The organism is Mitsuaria sp. BK041 (assembly GCF_014193085.1).
GTDB lineage: Bacteria > Pseudomonadota > Gammaproteobacteria > Burkholderiales > Burkholderiaceae_C > Roseateles.
Map to the genome: position 1 here is coordinate 2,556,940 of NZ_JACHYT010000001.1, position 18,369 is coordinate 2,575,308.

The 18,369-nt window shown below is 71.8% G+C and carries 17 protein-coding genes; 12 read left to right on the forward strand and 5 right to left on the reverse strand.

Features of this window, described 5'->3' with window-relative positions:
* Positions 1–38: 38 nt before the first annotated feature.
* From FHT38_RS10805 to paoC, 9 genes are all read left to right on the forward strand, one after another.
* Positions 39–977, forward strand: a complete 939-nt coding sequence (locus FHT38_RS10805) for an amidohydrolase family protein (protein ID WP_183491759.1) — start codon at positions 39–41, stop codon at positions 975–977.
* Between the two features lie 50 nt (positions 978–1,027).
* Positions 1,028–1,489, forward strand: a complete 462-nt coding sequence (gene ligA, locus FHT38_RS10810) for a protocatechuate 4,5-dioxygenase subunit alpha (RefSeq protein ID WP_183491760.1) — start codon at positions 1,028–1,030, stop codon at positions 1,487–1,489.
* Complete coding sequence (locus tag FHT38_RS10815; protein WP_183491761.1) at positions 1,486–2,382, forward strand: class III extradiol dioxygenase subunit beta; 897 nt, start codon at positions 1,486–1,488, stop codon at positions 2,380–2,382. Before ligA ends, FHT38_RS10815 begins: the two co-directional genes overlap by 4 nt.
* A gap of 53 nt (positions 2,383–2,435) precedes the next feature.
* Complete coding sequence (locus tag FHT38_RS10820) at positions 2,436–3,395, forward strand: Gfo/Idh/MocA family oxidoreductase (protein ID WP_183491762.1); 960 nt, start codon at positions 2,436–2,438, stop codon at positions 3,393–3,395.
* Between the two features lie 65 nt (positions 3,396–3,460).
* Positions 3,461–5,587: a diguanylate cyclase domain-containing protein gene (locus FHT38_RS10825; RefSeq protein ID WP_183491763.1), complete on the forward strand. Its 2,127-nt coding sequence runs from the start codon at positions 3,461–3,463 to the stop codon at positions 5,585–5,587.
* Positions 5,588–5,674: 87 nt separating this feature from the next.
* Positions 5,675–5,857: a DUF3606 domain-containing protein gene (locus FHT38_RS10830; RefSeq protein WP_091724754.1), complete on the forward strand. Its 183-nt coding sequence runs from the start codon at positions 5,675–5,677 to the stop codon at positions 5,855–5,857.
* Between the two features lie 97 nt (positions 5,858–5,954).
* Entirely contained in the window at positions 5,955–6,695 is a 741-nt protein-coding gene (gene paoA, locus FHT38_RS10835; protein ID WP_091724755.1) for an aldehyde dehydrogenase iron-sulfur subunit PaoA, read from the forward strand.
* The gene (locus FHT38_RS10840) at positions 6,692–7,660 is read left to right on the forward strand and encodes a xanthine dehydrogenase family protein subunit M (RefSeq protein ID WP_183491764.1); all 969 of its coding nucleotides are present in this window, start codon (positions 6,692–6,694) and stop codon (positions 7,658–7,660) included. The genes paoA and FHT38_RS10840 overlap by 4 nt, the downstream gene beginning before the upstream one ends.
* A complete protein-coding gene (gene paoC / locus FHT38_RS10845; RefSeq protein WP_183491765.1) occupies positions 7,657–9,879 on the forward strand; it encodes an aldehyde oxidoreductase molybdenum-binding subunit PaoC in 2,223 nt (740 codons plus the stop codon). Before FHT38_RS10840 ends, paoC begins: the two co-directional genes overlap by 4 nt.
* Here paoC and FHT38_RS10850 read toward each other — a convergent pair.
* Positions 9,854–12,139 carry an ATP-binding protein gene (locus FHT38_RS10850; protein ID WP_183491766.1) on the reverse strand — a complete coding sequence of 762 codons (2,286 nt, stop codon included), beginning with the start codon at positions 12,137–12,139 and terminating at the stop codon, positions 9,854–9,856. The two genes, paoC and FHT38_RS10850, sit on opposite strands and share 26 nt — an antisense overlap.
* 29 nt (positions 12,140–12,168) lie before the next feature.
* On the opposite strand from FHT38_RS10850, the gene FHT38_RS10855 reads away from it, so the two are divergent.
* The gene (locus FHT38_RS10855) at positions 12,169–12,861 is read left to right on the forward strand and encodes a heavy metal response regulator transcription factor (protein WP_091724759.1); all 693 of its coding nucleotides are present in this window, start codon (positions 12,169–12,171) and stop codon (positions 12,859–12,861) included.
* Here FHT38_RS10855 and FHT38_RS10860 read toward each other — a convergent pair.
* On the reverse strand, positions 12,834–13,787 hold the full coding sequence (locus FHT38_RS10860; RefSeq protein WP_221213758.1) for a DUF4886 domain-containing protein: 954 nt from the start codon (positions 13,785–13,787) through the stop codon (positions 12,834–12,836). The two genes, FHT38_RS10855 and FHT38_RS10860, sit on opposite strands and share 28 nt — an antisense overlap.
* Before the next feature lie 326 nt (positions 13,788–14,113).
* Between FHT38_RS10860 and FHT38_RS10865 the strand changes: the two genes are divergently transcribed.
* Positions 14,114–14,905, forward strand: coding sequence for a Crp/Fnr family transcriptional regulator (locus FHT38_RS10865; RefSeq protein ID WP_183491767.1), 792 nt, complete (start codon positions 14,114–14,116; stop codon positions 14,903–14,905).
* A gap of 215 nt (positions 14,906–15,120) precedes the next feature.
* Here FHT38_RS10865 and pepA read toward each other — a convergent pair whose 3' ends face one another.
* Entirely contained in the window at positions 15,121–15,921 is an 801-nt protein-coding gene (gene pepA, locus FHT38_RS10870; RefSeq protein WP_183491768.1) for a flocculation-associated PEP-CTERM protein PepA, read from the reverse strand.
* Positions 15,922–16,396: 475 nt separating this feature from the next.
* Between pepA and FHT38_RS10875 the strand changes: the two genes are divergently transcribed.
* Positions 16,397–16,696, forward strand: coding sequence for a hypothetical protein (locus FHT38_RS10875; RefSeq protein ID WP_091724763.1), 300 nt, complete (start codon positions 16,397–16,399; stop codon positions 16,694–16,696).
* A gap of 281 nt (positions 16,697–16,977) precedes the next feature.
* Here the strand turns inward: FHT38_RS10875 and FHT38_RS10880 are convergent, their stop codons facing one another.
* Both FHT38_RS10880 and FHT38_RS10885 read right to left on the reverse strand, forming a co-directional pair.
* Positions 16,978–17,364: a hypothetical protein gene (locus tag FHT38_RS10880; protein WP_091724764.1), complete on the reverse strand. Its 387-nt coding sequence runs from the start codon at positions 17,362–17,364 to the stop codon at positions 16,978–16,980.
* Positions 17,365–17,530: 166 nt separating this feature from the next.
* Positions 17,531–18,361, reverse strand: coding sequence for a protein-glutamate O-methyltransferase CheR (locus FHT38_RS10885; protein WP_091724765.1), 831 nt, complete (start codon positions 18,359–18,361; stop codon positions 17,531–17,533).
* Between the last annotated feature and the right edge of the window lie 8 nt (positions 18,362–18,369).

Below are 18,369 nucleotides of genomic sequence, written 5' to 3' on the forward strand. Positions count from 1 at the left end.
CCCTCCCCGATTTCCCGCTCTCGCATAAGGACCCCGCGATGACGCTTCCCACCACCGGCGGCTTCGACAAGACCCCGGGCTGGCTCGACTGGCACTCGCGCCCGTCGACCCCGCGCTTCCAGCTGCCCGAAGGGGCCGTCGACGCGCACTGCCACGTCTTCGGTCCCGGCGCCGAGTTCCCCTACGCGCCCGAGCGCAAATACACCCCCTGCGACGCCGGCAAGACCCAGCTCTTCGCGCTGCGCGACCGGCTCGGCTTCAGCCGCAACGTCATCGTGCAGGCCACCTGCCACGGCGACGACAACCGCGCGATGGTCGACGCCTGCCGCGCCTCGGGCGGCCGGGCGCGGGGCGTGGCCACGGTGCGCCGCGGCATCACCGACGCGCAGCTGCGCGAGCTGCACGAGGCCGGTGTGCGCGGCGTGCGCTTCAACTTCGTCAAGCGCCTGGTCGACTCCACCCCGCGCGACGAGCTGATGGAGATCGCGCACCGGGTGAAGGCGCTGGGCTGGCACGTGGTCCTCTACTTCGAGGCGCCCGACCTGCCCGAGCTGTGGGACTTCTTCGCCGCGCTGCCCACCACCGTCGTGGTCGATCACATGGGCCGGCCCGACGTCACCCAGCCGGTGGACGGCCCCGCGTTCGCGCTGTTCCTGCGCTTCCTGCGCGAGCATCCCTTCGTCTGGTGCAAGGTCACCTGCCCGGAGCGGCTGTCGGCCAGCGGCCCGCCGGCGCTGGACGGCGAGACCGAGCCCTACCGCGACGTGATCCCCTTCGCGCGCCGCGTCGTCGAGGAGTTCCCGGACCGCGTGCTCTGGGGCACCGACTGGCCGCATCCCAACCTCAAGGACCACATGCCCGACGACGGCCTGCTGGTCGACCTCATCCCGCGCATCGCGCCCACCGCCGCGCTGCGCCAGCGCCTGCTGGTCGACAACCCGATGCGGCTGTACTGGCCGGAGGCCTCATCCCGATGAGGCCGATGAGCTCGATGAGCCCGATGGCGAACCCTTTCCAGGAGACCTCGATGTCGATCGACAAACCCTACCGGGACATTCCCGGCACCACCATCTTCGATGCCGATCAGGCCCGCAAGGGCTACTGGCTCAACCAGTTCTGCATGTCGCTGATGAAGGCCGAGAACCGCGCGCGCTTCAAGGCCGACGAGCGCGCCTACCTCGACGAATGGCCGATGACGCCGGCGCAGAAGGAGGCCGTGCTGGCGCGCGACCTCAACCAGTGCATCCGGCTGGGCGGCAACATCTACTTCCTGGCCAAGATCGGCGCCACCGACGGCCGCAGCTACCAGCAGATGGCCGCCGGCATGACCGGCATGACCGAGACCGACTACCGCGACATGATGCTGGCCGGCGGGCGCCAGCCCGACGGCACGCCGCGCCGCAAGCGGGTGGACGACGCGGCCTGCGCGGATGCGAAGCAGGCGACGGCGGGCGACACCCGGGGCGCGATGAAGGGAAACACGCGATGAGCACGCATGCGCGCATCACCGCCTCCGTCTACACCTCCCATGTGCCGGCCATCGGCGTGGCCATGGACCAGGGCCGCACGCAGGATCCCTACTGGCAGCCGCTGTTCGCGGGCTACGACGCCTCGCGCCGCTGGATGGACGCGCACCGGCCGGACGCGATCGTGCTGGTCTACAACGACCATGCCAACGCGTTCAGCCTGGACATGATCCCCACCTTCGCGCTGGGCACCGCCGAGCGCTACGAGCCGGCCGACGAGGGCTGGGGCCCGCGCGCGGTGCCGCCGGTCCTCGGTCATGGCGAGCTGGCCGCCCACCTCGCACAGAGCGTGATCCAGCAGGACTTCGACCTGACGCTGGTCAACCGCATGACGGTCGACCACGGGCTGACCGTGCCGCTGTCGCTGATGTTCGGCGAGCAGCCCGTCGACGCGCCGCACTGGCCGGTACCGGTGATCCCGCTGGCGGTCAACGTGGTGCAGTACCCCGTGCCCTCGGGCCGCCGCTGCCTGCAGCTGGGGCAGGCGATCCGCCGCGCGGTGGAAAGCTTCGACGCGCCGCTCAAGGTGCAGGTCTGGGGCACCGGCGGCATGAGCCACCAGCTGCAGGGACCGCGCGCCGGCCTCATCAACCAGACCTGGGACCAGGCCTGGATGGACCGCCTGATCGCCGACCCGCGTGGCCTGTCCGAGATGCCGCACCTGGAGTACGTCCGCGAGGCCGGCTCCGAGGGCATCGAGCTGGTGATGTGGCTGATCGCGCGCGGCGCGATGAGCGACCTCGCGGACCTTCCCGGGCTCGACGCCCCGCCACGCGCACCGCGCGTGGCCCACCGCTTCTATCACGTGCCCGCCTCCAACACGGCGGTCGGCCACCTGATCCTCGAGAACCCCTGATCCCTCGCGATCCCCGGGGCTCCCATCGGAGCCCCGCCCCACTGGAGCCTTCCATGTCCACTCCCCTGCGCATCGCGCTGGCCGGCGCCGGCGCCTTCGGCCAGAAGCACCTCGACGCGCTGCGACTCATCGACGGCGTCGAAGTCGTGTCCCTGATCAGCCGCGACCTCGACAAGACCCGCGAGACCGCCGCCAAGTACGGCATCGACCACGCCACGACCGAGCTCGACGAGGCGCTCGCGCGCGACGACGTCGACGCCGTCATCCTCTGCACGCCGACACAGCTGCACGCGCGCCAGGCGCTGGCCTGCCTGGACGCCGGCAAGCACGTGCAGGTCGAGATCCCGCTGTGCGACGTGCTGGCCGAGGGCGAGGCCGTCGTGCGGCGCCAGCGCGAGACCGGCCTGGTGGCCATGTGCGGCCACACCCGCCGCTTCAATCCCAGCCACCAGTGGCTCCATCGCCGCATCGCGGCCGGCCAGCTGCGGATCCAGCAGATGGACGTCCAGACCTATTTCTTCCGCCGCACCAACATGAATGCGCTGGGCCAGGCCCGCAGCTGGACCGACCACCTGCTGTGGCACCACGCGGCGCACACGGTGGACCTCTTCGCCTGGCAGTGCGGCAGCCCGATCGTCAAGGCCCACGCGCTGCAGGGTCCGATCCACCCCACGCTGGGCATCGCCATGGACATGAGCCTGCAGCTGCAGGCGGCCAACGGCGCGATCTGCACGCTGTCGCTGTCCTTCAACAACGAAGGGCCACTGGGCACCTTCTTCCGCTACATCGGCGACACCGGCACCTACATCGCCCGCTACGACGACCTGGTCACCGGCAAGGACGAGATCGTCGACGTCAGCCAGGTGGATGTGTCCATGAACGGCATCGAACTGCAGGACCGCGAGTTCGTCGCCGCGATCCGCGAGGGCCGCGAGCCGGTCGCCAGCGTCGCGCAGGTGCTGCCCTGCTACCAGGTGCTGCACGACCTCGAGCGCGAGTTGACGGCCGGCTGATCCCCGGCTGACCACCGGCGGGGGGTCGGCGCGGTTAGGATGGCCGCCTCGTCCCCGTGCCGCCGATGGACCGCCTGCCCCCCTACGTTCCCCGCTCGCTGACCCGTCTGGCCTTGTGGCTGGCGGTGGGCAACCTCGTCATCGCCGCGGCCATCGTCGCCGCGACCTGGCTGGCGCTGCAGGCCGGCCGCGAGTCCGACCTGACCCGCGCCCGCGAGACCACCGAGAACCTGGCCGCCAGCCTCAGCATCGAGATCGGCGCCGAGCTCAAGCAGGTGGACAACGCGCTGCAGACGCTGGCGCTGCAGTACCGCCGCACCGGCGGCGGTCCCGAGGCGCTCAAGCGCGCGATGGAACGCGCGCTGGCCGACCAGCGCAGCCTGCTGCCGCAGGTCGACGCGATCCGCATGACCGACGCGCATGGCCAGGTGATCTACGGCCTGGCGGCCGAGGAAAGCAGCGTCAGCGTCGGCGATCGCGACTACTTCCAGCGCGCCCGCGACAGCGACGGCGTGGTGATCTCCGAGCCGCTGTTCGGCCGCGTGCTGCGCAAGTGGGGCATCGTCGTCGCCCGCCGGCTCGAGGCCGGGGACGGCAGCTTCGCCGGTGTCGTCTACACCACGCTCTCGACCGAACACTTCATCGAGGGCTTCAAGGGCCTGACCATCGGCGCCGAGGGCGCGATCTCGCTGCGCACCCGCAGCCAGCGGCTGATCGCGCGCTACTCGGCGGCGGAACCGCATTCGATCCGCGGCGTCGGCGACGTGATCGTGTCCGAGGACCTGATGCGCAAGATGGCGGCCAACCCGCAGCAGGGCTGGTACATGACCAAGACCAGGCTCGACAACATCGAGCGCATCACCTGCTACCGCCAGGTGCGCGGTTATCCGCTGACCATCTTCACCGGCGCCAGCACCGCCGACTTCCTCGCCGCCTGGCGCGGCGAGGTGCTGCAGCAAGGCGCGCTCGCGGCGGTGGTCATCCTGACGGTGCTGGGCTGCTCGGTGCTGGTGTTCCTGCAGCAGCGCCGCGACCGCCGCGCCGCCACCGGCCTGCAGCAGCTGGCGCTGGAACAGGCGCTGATGCTGGACAACGACATGGTCGGCATGATGCGCCTGCGCGGCCGCAACGTCGTGTGGCAGAACCGGGCGCTGTCGTCGCTGTTCGGTTATGCGCCCGGCGAGCTGCTCGGCCAGCCGACCCGCCAGCTCTACCTGGACGAGGCCAGCTTCCGCGAGGTCGGCGAGGCGGCCTACCCCGCCATCGAGTCCGGCCGGCGCTACCGCCAGCAGCTGCGGATGCGGCGCAAGGACGGCACGCCGGTGTGGATCGACCTGAGCGGCGCGTCGGTGTCGGGCAACGAGTCGCTGTGGATGATGATCGACGTCTCCGCGCTCAAGGAAAGCGAAGCCACCGCCCGACACCTGGCGGTGCACGACGCGCTGACCGGCCTGCCCAACCGGGTGCGCTTCACCGAGCGGCTGGCCGGCGCGCTCACGCTGCTGGGCGAGCGGGTCGGGCTGGTGGCCGTGTGCTGGGTCGACCTGGACGGCTTCAAGGAGCTGAACGACCAGTTCGGCCATGAAGCCGGCGATGTGGTGCTGCGGGTGGTGGCGCAGCGCCTGCAGGCCGGCGTGCGCAACCACGACCTGGTGGCGCGCATGGGCGGCGACGAATTCGCCCTGCTGCTGACCGCGCTGCGGGCGGAGCACGAGGCCGAGCCGGCGCTGCGCCGCATGCTGGCGTCCATCGCCGAGCCGATCCGCCTGCCCGACGGCGATCATGCGGCGATCACGGCCAGCATCGGCATCGCGTTTGCCCCGCTGCATGGCCGCCAGGCGGAAGCGCTGATGCGGCTCGCCGAGACGGCGATGACGATGGCCAAGCGCGCCGGCAAGCGGCGCGTGGTGTCGGCCAGCAGCATGCCAGGGAACGCCATGAACGCACCGAACTCGCCGGCGACCTCCGTCGGCCCCGACGCGCCCACGCCGGTGGACGCGATCGACACGCCCTCCAGCCCCGCACCCGAACCGGGGACCGACAGCGCCGCGCCCGCGGGCCAGCGGCCAAGAGACCCCGGGCCGCCGGCGGTGCCGGACCATTCGTTCGACGAATCGGTCGCCGGGGAGGAAGATCCGGGCGCCACGCTGGACGGCGAGGACAGCAGCCGGGTGCCGCCGCGGCGGTCCTAGCGCGACGGCCACGCGGCCGCGGGCCGGTGGCAGCGATAGCGGCAGCGACAGCCACAGCGATACCGTGACCGACAGGGAGCGATCGTCATGACCGAGGAAACCTCCAGCCCGCACACCAGCGACCGCCATCGGGTCAACGTGCAGGACGACTACGAACTGCGTTACTGGGGCGAGCGCTTCGGTGTCTCGCCGGAGTTGCTGCGGCACGCGGTGGATGCGGTCGGCACCAGCGCCAAGGCCGTCGAGGAGTGGCTCCAGGCGCACCGTTGAGCGGCGCGCCGAGCGGCCGAGGGTGCTCCGCCCACCGCCGGGAACAAGGATTGCTGCCTGGGCAGTTTCCCGATCCGACCCGCCAGGAGTGCCCAGCATGGATGTCGACCCGGACCTCGCGTCTTCCCTGTCTCCCCCGGACGCCGCCCCGTGCGACGCTGACCCCGGGGCGATCTCGCGCCGCGGCCTGCTGATCGCCGGCGCGGGCGCCTCGGCCGCGGTCGCCGCCGGCGCGCCCCTCGAGGCGACCGCGCAGACCCCGTCGCGCCCCGGCGCGCGCCCTCAGGAGAACCTCGTGGCCACCACCCGCGTGACGCTCGACGTCAACGGCCAGTCCCACACGCTGGACGTCGACAACCGCACCTCGCTGCTGGACCTGCTGCGCGAGCACCTGCAGCTCACCGGCACCAAGAAGGGCTGCGACCACGGCCAGTGCGGCGCCTGCACCATCCACCTCGACGGCCGGCGCGTCAACGCCTGCCTGACGCTGGCGGTCATGCACCAGGGCGCGAAGGTCGTCACCATCGAGGGCCTGGGCACGCCGGAGCGGCTGCATCCGATGCAGGCGGCCTTCGTGCGGCATGACGGCTACCAATGCGGCTACTGCACGCCGGGCCAGATCTGCTCGGCGGTGGCGGTGCTCGACGAGATCAAGGCCGGCCTGCCCAGCCACGTCACGCCCGACCTCCAGGCCCGGCCGCTGCTGTCCATCGACGAGCTGCGCGAGCGCATGAGCGGCAACCTGTGCCGCTGCGGCGCCTACTCCAACATCATCGACGCGATGGCCGAGGTGGCCGGCGTCGCCGTGCCGGGCACCGGCGAGCGGAGGCCCGCATGAAGCCCTTCACCTACGAGCGCGCCGCCTCGCCCACCGCCGCGGTCGCCGCGGCGGCGGCGCGGCCCGGCGCGCGCTTCATCGCCGGCGGGACCAACCTGCTCGACCTGATGAAGCTGCAGATCGAGGCGCCCGTCCACCTGGTCGACGTGAACGGCCTGGGCCTGGACCGGATCGAGCCGACACCCGAGGGCGGCCTGCGCATCGGCGCGCTGGTGCGCAACACCGACCTGGCGGCGGACGCCCGCGTGCGGCGCGACTACGGCGTGCTGTCGCGCGCGCTGCTGGCCGGGGCCTCCGGCCAGTTGCGCAACCGCGCCACCACCGCCGGCAACCTGCTGCAGCGCACCCGCTGCCCCTACTTCTACGACACGGACCAGCCCTGCAACAAGCGCCAGCCCGGCAGCGGCTGCCCGGCAATCGCCGGCATGAGCCGGCCGCTGGCGGTGATCGGCGTCAGCGACGCCTGCATCGCCTCGCATCCGAGCGACATGGCGGTGGCCATGCGGGTGCTGGACGCGACCGTCGAGACCCTGCGGCCCGACGGCCAGGCGCGGCGCATCCCGATCGCCGACTTCCATCGCCTGCCGGGCAACACGCCGCACATCGAGACGACGCTCGAGGCCAACGAGCTGATCACCGCGGTCACCCTGCCGCGGCCGCTCGGCGGCACGCAGCTCTATCACAAGGTGCGGGACCGCGCGTCCTATGCCTTCGCGCTGGTCTCGGTGGCCGCGGTGATCCCGCGCGACGGCGGCGCCGCGCGCTTCGCCGTCGGCGGCATCGCGCCCAAGCCCTGGCGCGTCGAACGCGCCGAGACGGCGCTGCGCCAGGGCGTGCCCGCCGCCGCGCAGACACTGCTGGCCGGCGCGACACCGACCGCGGAGAACGCGTTCAAGCTGCCGCTGGTCGAGCGCACGCTCGCCGCCGTCCTGGCTCAGGCCCGGCTCACCGGGAGGACCGCATGAAGTTCGACACCCCCGCCACCACCAATCCGATCGACCAGCTGCGGATCGTCGGCCGGCCCAGCGACCGCATCGACGGGCCGCGCAAGACCACCGGCACCGCGCCCTACGCCTACGAGCGCCATGACGTCGCCCGGGACGCCGCCTACGGCGTCGTCGTCGGCGCCGGCATCGCCAAGGGCCGCATCGCGTGGATCGACGTCCAGGCCGCGGAAGCCGCGCCCGGCGTGCTCGCCGTCGTGACCGCGCAGAACGCCGGCAAGCTCGGCAAGGGGCGGATGAACACCGCCGCGCTGCTGGGCGGACCGGAGATCGCGCACTACCACCAGGCCATCGCCGTCGTGGTCGCCGAGCGCTTCGAGCAGGCGCGCGCGGCGGCCGCGCTGATCCGCGTCGAGTACACGCCCGAGCCGGGCGCCTTCAGCCTGGCCAAGGCCAAGGACCAGGCCAAGCCCCCCAAGCAGGACGACGGCCCCGGCGGCACGCCGCCCGAGACGCGGGTCGGCGACTTCGACGGCGCCTTCGCCCGCGCGTCGGTGCGCATCGATCACACCTACACGACCCCCGACCAGTCGCACGCGATGATGGAGCCGCATGCGACGCTGGCGGTCTGGGAAGGCGATCGCCTTACCGTCTGGACCTCCAACCAGATGATCGACTGGGGCCGCGGCGACCTGGCGCGCACCCTGGGCCTGCCGCGCGACAAGGTGCGGCTGATCTCGCCCTTCGTCGGCGGCGGTTTCGGCGGCAAGCTCTTCCTGCGCGCCGACGTGCTGATGGCCGCGCTCGGCGCGAAGGCGGCCGGCCGACCGGTCAAGGTGGCGCTGCAGCGGCCGCTGATGATGAACAACACCACGCACCGCCCGGCGACGCTGCAGCGCATCCGCATCGGCGCGGGCCAGGACGGCCGCATCACCGCGATCGGCCATGAGAGCTGGTCGGGCGACCTGCCCGGCGGCTCGCCCGAGACGGCGGTGGCGCAGACGCGGCTGCTCTACGCGGGCGAGCACCGCATGACCGCGATGAAGCTGGCGGTGCTGGACCTGCCCGAGGGCAACGCGATGCGCGCGCCGGGCGAGGCGCCCGGCCTGATGGCGCTGGAGATCGCGATCGACGAGATGGCCGAGCAACTGCGCATGGACCCGATCCAGTTCCGCCTGCTCAACGACACGCAGGTCGATCCGGAGCAGCCCGACCGGCCGTTCTCGCAGCGCCGGCTGGGCGAATGCCTGCGCACCGGGGCCGAGCGCTTCGGCTGGAACCGGCGCATGCCGCCGGGCCAGCGGCGCGAAGGTCCTGGCGGCCGCTGGCTGGTCGGGATGGGCGTGGCGGCGGCCTTCCGCAACAACCTGGTGATGAAGTCGGCCGCGCGGGTGCGGCTGGACCGCCGCGGCATCGTCACCGTCGAGACCGACATGACCGACATCGGCACCGGCAGCTACACCATCCTGGCGCAGACCGCGGCCGAGATGATGGGCGTGGGGCTGGACCAGGTCGTCGTGCGCCTGGGCGACTCGGCGCTGCCGGTGTCGTCCGGCTCGGGCGGGCAATGGGGCGGCAACAGCTCGGCCTCGGGCGTCTACGCCGCCTGCGTCGCGCTGCGCGAGGCGGTCGCCCGACGCGCCGGCATCGACCTCAAGGACGCCGTCTTCGCCGACGGCCAGCTGCGCGGCGGCGGCCGCAGCCTGCCGCTGGGCGAGATCGCCGGCGCCGAGGGCATCGCCGCCGAGGACCGCATCGAGTTCGGCGACCTCGACAAGAAGTACCAGCAGTCCACCTTCGGCGGCCACTTCTGCGAGGTCGCCGTCGACGCCTACACCGGCGAGGTGCGCGTGCGCCGCATGCTGGCGGTCTGCGCCGCCGGGCGCATCCTCAATCCGAAGACGGCGCGCAGCCAGGTGATCGGCGCGATGACCATGGGCGTGGGCGCGGCGCTGATGGAGGCACTGCATGTCGACGAGCGCCGCGGCTTCTTCGTCAACCACGACCTGGCCGGCTACGAGGTGCCCGCGCATGCGGACATCCCGCACCAGGAAGTGATCTTCCTGGACGAGACCGACCCGGCGTCCTCGCCGCTCAAGGCCAAGGGCGTCGGCGAGCTGGGGATCTGCGGCGTCGCGGCGGCGGTGGCCAACGCCATCCACAACGCCACCGGCGTCCGGATCCGCGACTATCCGATCACGCTCGACAAGCTGCTCAAGGACCTGCCGAAGCCGGCGTGAGGTCCTCGCGCGTCGGATTCATCGCCTCGGCCAGCACCGCGGCGAGGCTGTCGATGTCGTAGGGCTTGGGCACCAGCGGCACGTTCGGCGCCTCCTCGATGCGCACCGGATGGCCGCTGGCCAGCACCACCGGCAGTGTCGGCTTGAGCACCTTCAAGGTCCGCACCAGGTCCACGCCGCTGCGCGCGCCGGGCATGACGATGTCGGTCAGCACCACGTCGGCGCTCAGGCCGGCCCGCAGCTGGTCCAGCGCATGGTCGGCCGAGGGCGCCGTCTTGACGGTGAAACCGCGCTCCTCCAGCGCCTGCGCGGTGAGCTCGCGCACCGAGGGTTCGTCCTCGACCAGCAGCACCGTGCCCGCATGGCGACGCTCCGTGGCCGGGCCGGCGGGGACCGGCGACGCCGCGTCCTCCATCCGCCCGTGCGAGCGCGGCAGCCACAGCGTCACCTCGGTGCCCAGGCCGATCTTGCTGACGATGCCGGCCGTGCCGCCCGCCGACCGCGCCAGCGCATACACCTGCGCCAGCCCCAGGCCAGTGCCCTGCCCCACCGGCTTGGTGGTGAAGAAGGGCTCGAAGGCGCGCTCCATCTGTTCCTGCGTCATGCCGTCGCCGGTGTCGCGCACCGCGATCGCGACGTACTCGCCCGGTTGCAGCTCCGGCGCCAGGCCAACCGGGTCGCCCTCGGCCAGCACGCGGTTGCGGGCCGACACCGTCAGCGTGCCACGCCCCTGCATCGCATCGCGCGCGTTCAGCGCCAGGTTGAGCACCGCCAGCTCGAGCTGGACCGGATCGGTGCGCACCGGCCAGAGCGTCTCGTCGATGGCCAGCGTGACCTCGACCGCGCTGCCCACCGCGCCGCTGGCCAGCGCCATCAGCTCGGGCAGCTGGCGGCGCAGGTCGATGACGGTTTCATGGCCCACCTGCTGGCGACCGAAGGCCAGCAGCTGCCGCGTCAGCTGCGCGGCCTTGGAGGTGGCGCGCTGGCAGGCGTCGAGCGCGCTGTCGGCGCGCGGATCGCTGCTCAGCCGGCGCGCCAGCTGCAGCCCGGTGGTCATCGTCTGCAGCAGGTTGTTGAAGTCGTGCGCGATGCCGCCGGTCAAGCGGCCCAGCGCCTCCAGCTTCTGGCTGCGCAGCGCCGTCTGCTGCGCGTTGCGGGTCTGGGCGACGGCGGTGTCGACCTCCTCGCGCAGGCGCTGCTCGCTGCCGGCGCGCTCGCGGCTGGCCACGGCCAGGGCGCGCTGGACGATGTCGATCTCGTCGATGCCGCTGCGCACTTCCTCCAGCGTGCCGCCCCCGCCCAGCCGGATCGCGTCCTTGCGCAGGCGGCGCAGCGGCTCGGCGATCGCGCGGCTCATGCGCCGTGCCAGCACCAGCGCCAGCACGATGAAGACCAGCGACAGCGCCAGCATCATCGCGAACGCGGCCCAGGCGCTCTTGGCCAGCTCCGCCTGGCTCAGACCGATCAGCACCACCCAGCCGGAGTCCGGCGCGCGGCTGAAGGCGGTGAAGACCGGCTCGCCGTCGAGCGTGCGCAGGTCCACCACGCCTCGGTCGGCGCGGGCCAGGGCGTCCAGCATGTCGCCGGTGGCGCGCTGCCCGACGCGGCGTTCCGGCTCGCGCGTGCGGGCGATGACGGCGCCCTGCCCGTCCAGCACCACGCCCAGCCAACCGGCGGGCAGCGGCTGCTGGCGGAAGATCTGCTGCATCTCGCTGACCGGACTGCCCAGGCCGAGGAACATCGCCTGGCCGGCCACGGTCACCGGCACCCGCACCGCGAAGCTGGGGCGACGGTCAACCGGACCGAGATAGAGGTTGGAGACGATCAGCCGGCGGCGCGTGTCGATGCCGCCCGGGAAAGCCGCAGCCGCCGGCAGCGGCTGCCCCCAGGCGACCCGGGTGTTGAGCAGTTGCCGGCCGTCCGGCGCCGTCAGCACGATGGTGCTGGGCGTGCCGGCCACGAGCCGCGTGGCCTCGCCATGGAACTGCGCCAGCCGGCCCTCGGCCAGGCTCGGGGACACGCTCAGGGCCTGCAGCAAGGCGGTGCGCACCGCCATCTCCCGGTCGGTGACCAGGCTCAGCGCCTCGGCGGTCTCGGTCGCGGCGGCGACGGCCGCGCGCCGTTCGGTGTGGAAGACCGCCATGCCGGCGATCACCGACAGCAGCAGCGTCGGCAGCACGATCAGCCAGACCATGGCGCGCAACTTGCCGCTGACGGACCCGGCGCGCGGCGCGGTGGAGGTCGGGGTCCGGTCGGGCATGGTGCGCGATTCTAGGCGGGAGGGCGGCGATGAAACTGCTCGTCATCGAGGACGAGGACAAGCTCGGCGAATACCTGCGCGGCGGCCTCACGCAGGAGGGCTTCGTCGTCGACCTGGTGCGCGACGGCGTCGACGGCCTGCACCAGGCCAGCGAAGGCGCCTATGACCTGGTGCTGCTCGACGGCGTGCTGCCCGGCATCGACGGCCTGGCCGTGCTGGCCGCGCTGCGTCAGCAGGACCACACCCGCACACTGCCGGTGCTGATGCTGACGGCGCGGGCCGAGGTCGAGGACCGCGTGCGCGGCCTGCAGGCCGGCGCCGACGACTACCTGGTCAAGCCCTTCGCCTTCTCGGAACTGGTGGCCCGCATCCAGGCGCTGCTGCGGCGCGCCAGCGCGACGCCGGTGGCCGAGGCCACCGTGCTGAAGCTGGCCGACCTGGAGCTCGACCTGCTACGCCGCAAGGCGCACCGCGCCGGCCAGCGGCTGGACCTGACGGCCAAGGAGTTCAGCCTGCTCACGCTGCTGCTGCGGCGCCAGGGCCAGGTCTTGTCACGGACGGAGTTGGCCGAGCAGGTCTGGGACATGAACTTCGACAGCGGCACCAACGTCGTCGAGGTCGCCGTGCGGCGCCTGAGGACCAAGCTGGACCGGCCCTTCGAGGCACCGCTGCTGCACACGGTGCGCGGGATGGGCTACGTGCTGGAGACGCGCGAGCCCTGAGGCCGCCGGCGCCACCACGCCAGCAGCCCCAGGCCGCCGGCCAGCATCGCCCAGCTCGACGGCTCGGGCACCGGCGCCGCCAGCTGCTCGAAGGCCAGCTGCTGCATCGCCGTGGCCTGCGCCTGCGAGATGCCGAGTTGCGCCGCGGCCGTCTCCGTCGCGCCCAGGCTGCGCGGGTCCAGCCCCGTGATGCGGCCGAAGATCGTCAGCGCCTCCAGGTAGCTGCCGAAGCGGCTCGCGTGGTAGTTGTCGTCGGCCCAGAGCTTGACCGTGCCCGGGTCGATGCCGTCATAGGGATTCGCGTCCGCGAAGCCCTGCGCCATCGCCCGGTTCCAGGCCAGGCCCACCGGGATCACGCCGTCGATGTGCTCCGACGCCCGGTCCGCCTGCTGATAACCGGCGTAGACGTCCCGGGCCATCTGGTAGATGGATTCGCCGTACCAGGCGCCGCTGGGCGGATAGGTCTGGTCGGCGCGCGACCAGGTCGCCATCAGGTTGATCTTCACGTCCGCGTTGCGCGCATGCAGCGCATCGGCCAGCAGGCCCGAGTACTGGATCAGCTTGGCCGGATTGCCGGGATCGGACGCGTCCAGCGTGCTGTAGCTCTGCAGCACCACGCGGTCCCAGGGCTTGTCGATCACCGCCATCTTGGTGTTGTAGTGCAGGTCCAGACCGCTGCCGCCGACGGTCTCCAGGCTCACGTCGTAGTTCAGCCCCGCCTGCACGGTGAAGGCCTTGAACAGCGCGGGGATGCCGCCGATGCCGGTGCCGTTCAGGTCGGTGACCGAGCCGGGGTTGAACTGCATCACGGCCGAGCCCTGCGCGTAGGTGAAGCTGTTGCCGACGAACAGGATGCTCTCGGCCCGCGCCGCGCCGGCGGACAGCGCCAGCACGACGCCCGCGAGCGGGCAGAAGAATCGATTCATGGATGTCGTCCTCGGTGTGGAGTCGTTGAAGCGCGCCCGCGTCCAGGCCGGCGCCTCGCCCTTATAGGAAGCGGGACACCGTCCGGGAGGACCTCCCCCTAGATCGCTGTGCGGCAGGCATCTGCAAACTGGTGCGCCAGCGCACGGAAACGGCGCGTCCGGCCACACGGCACCGCCGCGCAGCGGTGTTCAACGGGGGTTCGCACCCGATCCGGGCGCCATGACCGCCTACCGCTTGGCACCAAAGACACCGGAAATTACCTCAAGCGGGCACGGTGATTGCCATCCTGTCCGGTTGGAACGATGTCCAGTTCCTGGAGCTTTTGATGTCCCTGCCCGTTGCCGCAACTCCTTCCGCGCCCCAGCCCCGCGCCAATCTCCTGCTCGTGCAGATGCCCGAGGAGGATCAGGCTCGCTGGTCCGGACAGCTCGAGACCGTCGAGCTGCTCAAGGGGCGCGTGCTGTTCGAGGCCGGCGCTCCCGCCACGCATGTGTACTTCCCGATCACGGCCATCGTGTCGCTGATCCACACCACGCATTCCGGCGACTCGGCGCAGGTCGCGATGATCGGCTCCGAGGGCGCCGCCGGCCTGGCGGCCGCGATGGGCGGCGAATCGCCCGCCTGCCGCGCCGTCGTGCAGCGCGCCGGCCTGGCCTTCCGCATGCGGGTGTCGCTGGTGCGCGAGGAACTGATGCGGCCCGGCGGGTCGACGCAACTGCTGCTGCGCTACCTGCAGTCCCTGATCTCGCAGATCGCGCACACCGCGGTCTGCAATCGTCATCACTCGCTGGAGCGGCAGCTGTGCCGCTGGCTGCTGTTGTGCCTGGACCGCCAACATGGTCACAACGAGCTGTCGGTCACCCAGGAGTCGATCTCCAACCTGCTGGGCGTGCGCCGGGAAGGCGTCACCGAGAGCGCCCAGCGCCTCCAGGCCGCCGGCCTGATCCGTTACTCCCGCGGACATATCGCGGTGCTGGATCGACCGGGGCTGGAGGCCCGGGCCTGCGAGTGCTACGCCCTGCTCAAGCAGGACTTCCAGCGCTTGCTGCCCCAGGACCCGGACGGCGTGAACGCGGCCACCTCTGCCACCTTCGCGCCCGTCGCCGTGCAGGCCTGAGGGCTTCTTCGCATCGCTTCAAAGCATCGCAGCGGACGTCCCGTCGAGGACGGGGCGTCGTCGAGCGCCTGTTGAACGCTCCGTGCCGCGCGCCACGGTGCCGGCCCGCACCGTCGCCGTGTCGCGCGTGTCGGTCCGGAGCTTCCGGGCACCCGCATGCCCTCGAGATCCGGACCCTGGACCTGGACCAGCCCCGGGCGGGACCGGTCGCACGATCACTTCTCCGTGCGGCCGCGACGGCGCGCCACGAAGCCGATGGCACCCAGACCGGCGATCAGCATCGCGTAGGTCGAGGGCTCCGGCACCACGGCGGCGGCGAAGTTGATCGAGCCGCCGCCCTGGCGGATGCGGAAGCCACCGGCGAAGGGCTCGACCTGCGACGTCGTGTTGGAGAACGAGGTCAGCGCCAGGTCATACACCGGCAGCGAGGTCTGGAAGCCCGGCACCAGCCAGTTCAGCGTCAGCTTGGCGTTGGCCGAGGGGTTGAAGGTGCCGTCGCCCAGCGGCGTGGTCGCCACCGTGCCCAGCACCAGCGAGCCGCTGGCCAGGGCCACTTCGCCGGTCGCGCTTTCGGTCGGGGTGTTGCCCGCGAAGCCGAACGACGAGGTGCCGTTGTAGCCGTACAGGGTGTAGGTCAGCGAGGTCAGCGTGCCGACCGTGGACACCGAGCCCGGGTCACCGGCCTGCGTCAGCGTGCCGTTGCCGCTGAACTGGATGTAGAAGCCGTAGTCCGAGTTCAGGCCGTTGGACGGCAGCGTGGTGCCACCGAGCTGGGCGGCGCTGATGGCCAGGTAGCCCGATTCGCTGAAGGTGTTGCCGGCCCCGAAGGTGATGGTCGAGTAGTTCGACACCAGCAGGTTGTCGGCGGTGAAGGCCGAGCCGTTCAGGCCGGCGGTGGCCGGGTCCCAGGTGAACTGCGGCAGCGCGGAAGCGCTGGCGCTGACGGCGGCCAGGGCGAGGGCCAGCAGGGTGCGCTGGAACGCCACAGGCTTGCGGGAGAGCAAAGGCAGGGTCATGGTGGTTGCTCCGATAGAAAGATGTCCGCCAATCGCGGACGGCGCAGTGTCCCCAGGCGCCCCAGAGAGCGTCTGTACGTCCACCCACATAAAAACGGCCCCTCCCGGGGGCTGTACCCGGAAGGTGCGACGAACCACCCCCGGCGTGCCCGGAACGCCCCCGCGTTCGCGGGATGCCGCGTGTGCGCGACGGGCCACATCCCCGATGCCATCGGGGGCAAGTCGCGCTGCGGCGCCGACGCGTCAAGGTGCGTCGGCATGCGTCGATGTGCGTCCATGTGCATCGGCATGTGCATCGGCATGTGCATCGGCATGTGCAGCCTGCAACGGCCCGCATCGGTATGCGCGGCCTGCGCTTGCATGCGTCGATGCGCCTCGGCGCGAATTACTGCGCTCGCCCGGTGCTTTTCCGTGGCCGCATCGGCGCGGCCGCACCGGACAATCGCGCATCGCTTCCGACGCCCCTCCGCCCGCCATGTCCCAGCCCGCCCGCTCCGCCGCTTCCGCCGCCCTGACCTCCACCGCCGCCTCCGGCGTCGCCGGGCTGATGCTGGGCCAGATCGTGCTGGCGCTGGCGCTGCATCACAACCGCTCGGTGGAGGGACTGGGCTTCGCGCTCGTCTTCCTGCTGGCCGGCGGCGCCGCGGTGGCCTGCTTCCTGACGCACCGCCACCAGCAGCGCCGCCCGCGCCAGGAGCCTGCGCCGCTGCGCCTGTGGCTCATCGCGCTGGCGGGCGGCGTGCTCGCCTCGATGCTGGTGATCGGCGCGCTCTGAGCGCCGCCGCTCCGCACGCCACGCGCGCCATGCGCGATGGCGATCGCGCTCGCGATCGATCGCCGCGGGACGGGCACTCTCCTTGCCCTCGAGCCGCGATGCCCACCGATCGCCACGTCCGCACCTCTGCCACCGATGCCGCGCCCGCCCGCACGCGCGCCGCGTCGGCGACCCCTGGGCGCGGCGCACGGCGGGCCTCGCCGCGCCGGATCCGCACCGGCCGCGGCTGAGCGGCGCCGGCGGCGCTTGCGCGCTGCCGGCGGCTTCTCTCCACCGGCGCTTCAGGCCGAGGGATCGTCCTCATGCTCCGGATCCGGCCCCGCGGACGGATCGTCCCCGCTGGCCAGGTCCTCGACGTCGATCGACGCGTCCACGTCCTCGATCGCCGGCGAGCGGCTCACCCGGTCCGGCAGGATGTCGGCGGCGTCCGTCGCGCGGCCCGGCGTGGCCGAGCCACGCTCGCCGGTGCCGAAGCGGTCGGTATCGCTGGAAGGATCGGCGGGCGTCGCGCCCAGTTCGTCCGGATCGTCCGTGCCGGTGGCCAGCGGACGTTCGCCGAGCACGTCGCTGCCGCTGTCGGAACTGTCGCTCGGGCCGAGCGAGTCGGTGCCGCGTCCCTTGGACTGCGACGGGGCGGGCACGCCGCCAAGGATGCTGCTGGTGGCCATCTGGGTACTCCTTGCAAGACCTCGAGGGGTCGATGCAGACAGTTCGGCAAAGGCCGGACCCGCAGCCCAGACATGCAAACCCCATCGCTGCTCCCGCGCGACCGCACGACCACAAGGCCACACGACCCCCTCGCCCGCTTGCGGGAGAGGGTTGGGGTGAGGGTCTTCAACGCGCCCGCTTCTGATAGAGCCGCTCGCGCGCCGCGATCTCGACGAAATCGCCGGCATGCGAGGAGAAGCGCAGCGTCTCCCGCGCGCCCAGGCCGAGGAAGCCGTTGCGGCACAGCGCCTCGCTGAACAGGCCCAGCGCCCGGTCCTGCAGCGCGCGGTTGAAATAGATCAGCACGTTGCGGCAGGACACCAGCTGGACCTCGGCGAAGACGCTGTCGGTGGACAGGCTGTGGTCGCTGAAGACGATGCGCTCCTTGAGCGCCTTGTCCATCAGCACGTGGTCATAGGCGGCCGTGTAGTACTCCGACAGCGAGCCCCTCCCGCCCGACGCCCGGTGGTTCTCCGAGAACAGCGGCACCTGGTCCATCCGGTACACCCCGGCCTGCGCCTGCGCCAGCGCCTCGTGGCTGATGTCGGTCGCGTAGATCAGCGTGCGCTCCAGCAGCCCTTCCTCCTTCATGAGGATCGCCATCGAATAGGCCTCCTCGCCGCCGCTGCAGCCCGCCACCCAGATCCGCAGCGACGGGAAGGTGCGCAGCACCGGCACGACCTGCTCGCGCAGCGCGCGGAAGTACTCGGGGTCGCGGAACATCTCGCTGACCTGCACCGTCAGGTCGGCCAGCACCGAGCGGAAGACCTCGGCCTCGCGCAGCAGCCGCCCCTGCAGCTGCGACAGGTTGGCGCAGTGGAAGCGCTGCATCGCCGCCTTCAGGCGGCGGCGCAGCGAGGTGCCGGCGTAGTCGCGGAAGTCGTAGTGGTAGCGCTCGTAGATCGCTTCCAGGATCAGGCGGACCTCGATGTCCAGCTCGGGGGCTGCTTGCGCCATCGGCCGGT

What these genes read in the sequence shown, in the direction of transcription:
- FHT38_RS10855 (WP_091724759.1), top strand. Translation starts at nt 12,169, where the DNA reads ATGAAACTGCTCGTCATCGAGGACGAGGACAAGCTCGGCGAATACCTG.
- paoC (WP_183491765.1), top strand. Translation starts at nt 7,657, where the DNA reads ATGAAGTTCGACACCCCCGCCACCACCAATCCGATCGACCAGCTGCGG.
- FHT38_RS10850 (WP_183491766.1), bottom strand. Translation starts at nt 12,139, where the DNA reads ATGCCCGACCGGACCCCGACCTCCACCGCGCCGCGCGCCGGGTCCGTC.
- FHT38_RS10815 (WP_183491761.1), top strand. Translation starts at nt 1,486, where the DNA reads ATGAGCACGCATGCGCGCATCACCGCCTCCGTCTACACCTCCCATGTG.
- FHT38_RS10830 (WP_091724754.1), top strand. Translation starts at nt 5,675, where the DNA reads ATGACCGAGGAAACCTCCAGCCCGCACACCAGCGACCGCCATCGGGTC.
- FHT38_RS10875 (WP_091724763.1), top strand. Translation starts at nt 16,397, where the DNA reads ATGTCCCAGCCCGCCCGCTCCGCCGCTTCCGCCGCCCTGACCTCCACC.
- FHT38_RS10805 (WP_183491759.1), top strand. Translation starts at nt 39, where the DNA reads ATGACGCTTCCCACCACCGGCGGCTTCGACAAGACCCCGGGCTGGCTC.
- ligA (WP_183491760.1), top strand. Translation starts at nt 1,028, where the DNA reads ATGTCGATCGACAAACCCTACCGGGACATTCCCGGCACCACCATCTTC.
- FHT38_RS10860 (WP_221213758.1), bottom strand. Translation starts at nt 13,787, where the DNA reads ATGAATCGATTCTTCTGCCCGCTCGCGGGCGTCGTGCTGGCGCTGTCC.
- paoA (WP_091724755.1), top strand. Translation starts at nt 5,955, where the DNA reads ATGGATGTCGACCCGGACCTCGCGTCTTCCCTGTCTCCCCCGGACGCC.
- FHT38_RS10825 (WP_183491763.1), top strand. Translation starts at nt 3,461, where the DNA reads ATGGACCGCCTGCCCCCCTACGTTCCCCGCTCGCTGACCCGTCTGGCC.
- FHT38_RS10840 (WP_183491764.1), top strand. Translation starts at nt 6,692, where the DNA reads ATGAAGCCCTTCACCTACGAGCGCGCCGCCTCGCCCACCGCCGCGGTC.
- FHT38_RS10820 (WP_183491762.1), top strand. Translation starts at nt 2,436, where the DNA reads ATGTCCACTCCCCTGCGCATCGCGCTGGCCGGCGCCGGCGCCTTCGGC.
- FHT38_RS10865 (WP_183491767.1), top strand. Translation starts at nt 14,114, where the DNA reads ATGTCCCTGCCCGTTGCCGCAACTCCTTCCGCGCCCCAGCCCCGCGCC.
- pepA (WP_183491768.1), bottom strand. Translation starts at nt 15,921, where the DNA reads ATGACCCTGCCTTTGCTCTCCCGCAAGCCTGTGGCGTTCCAGCGCACC.
- FHT38_RS10885 (WP_091724765.1), bottom strand. Translation starts at nt 18,361, where the DNA reads ATGGCGCAAGCAGCCCCCGAGCTGGACATCGAGGTCCGCCTGATCCTG.
- FHT38_RS10880 (WP_091724764.1), bottom strand. Translation starts at nt 17,364, where the DNA reads ATGGCCACCAGCAGCATCCTTGGCGGCGTGCCCGCCCCGTCGCAGTCC.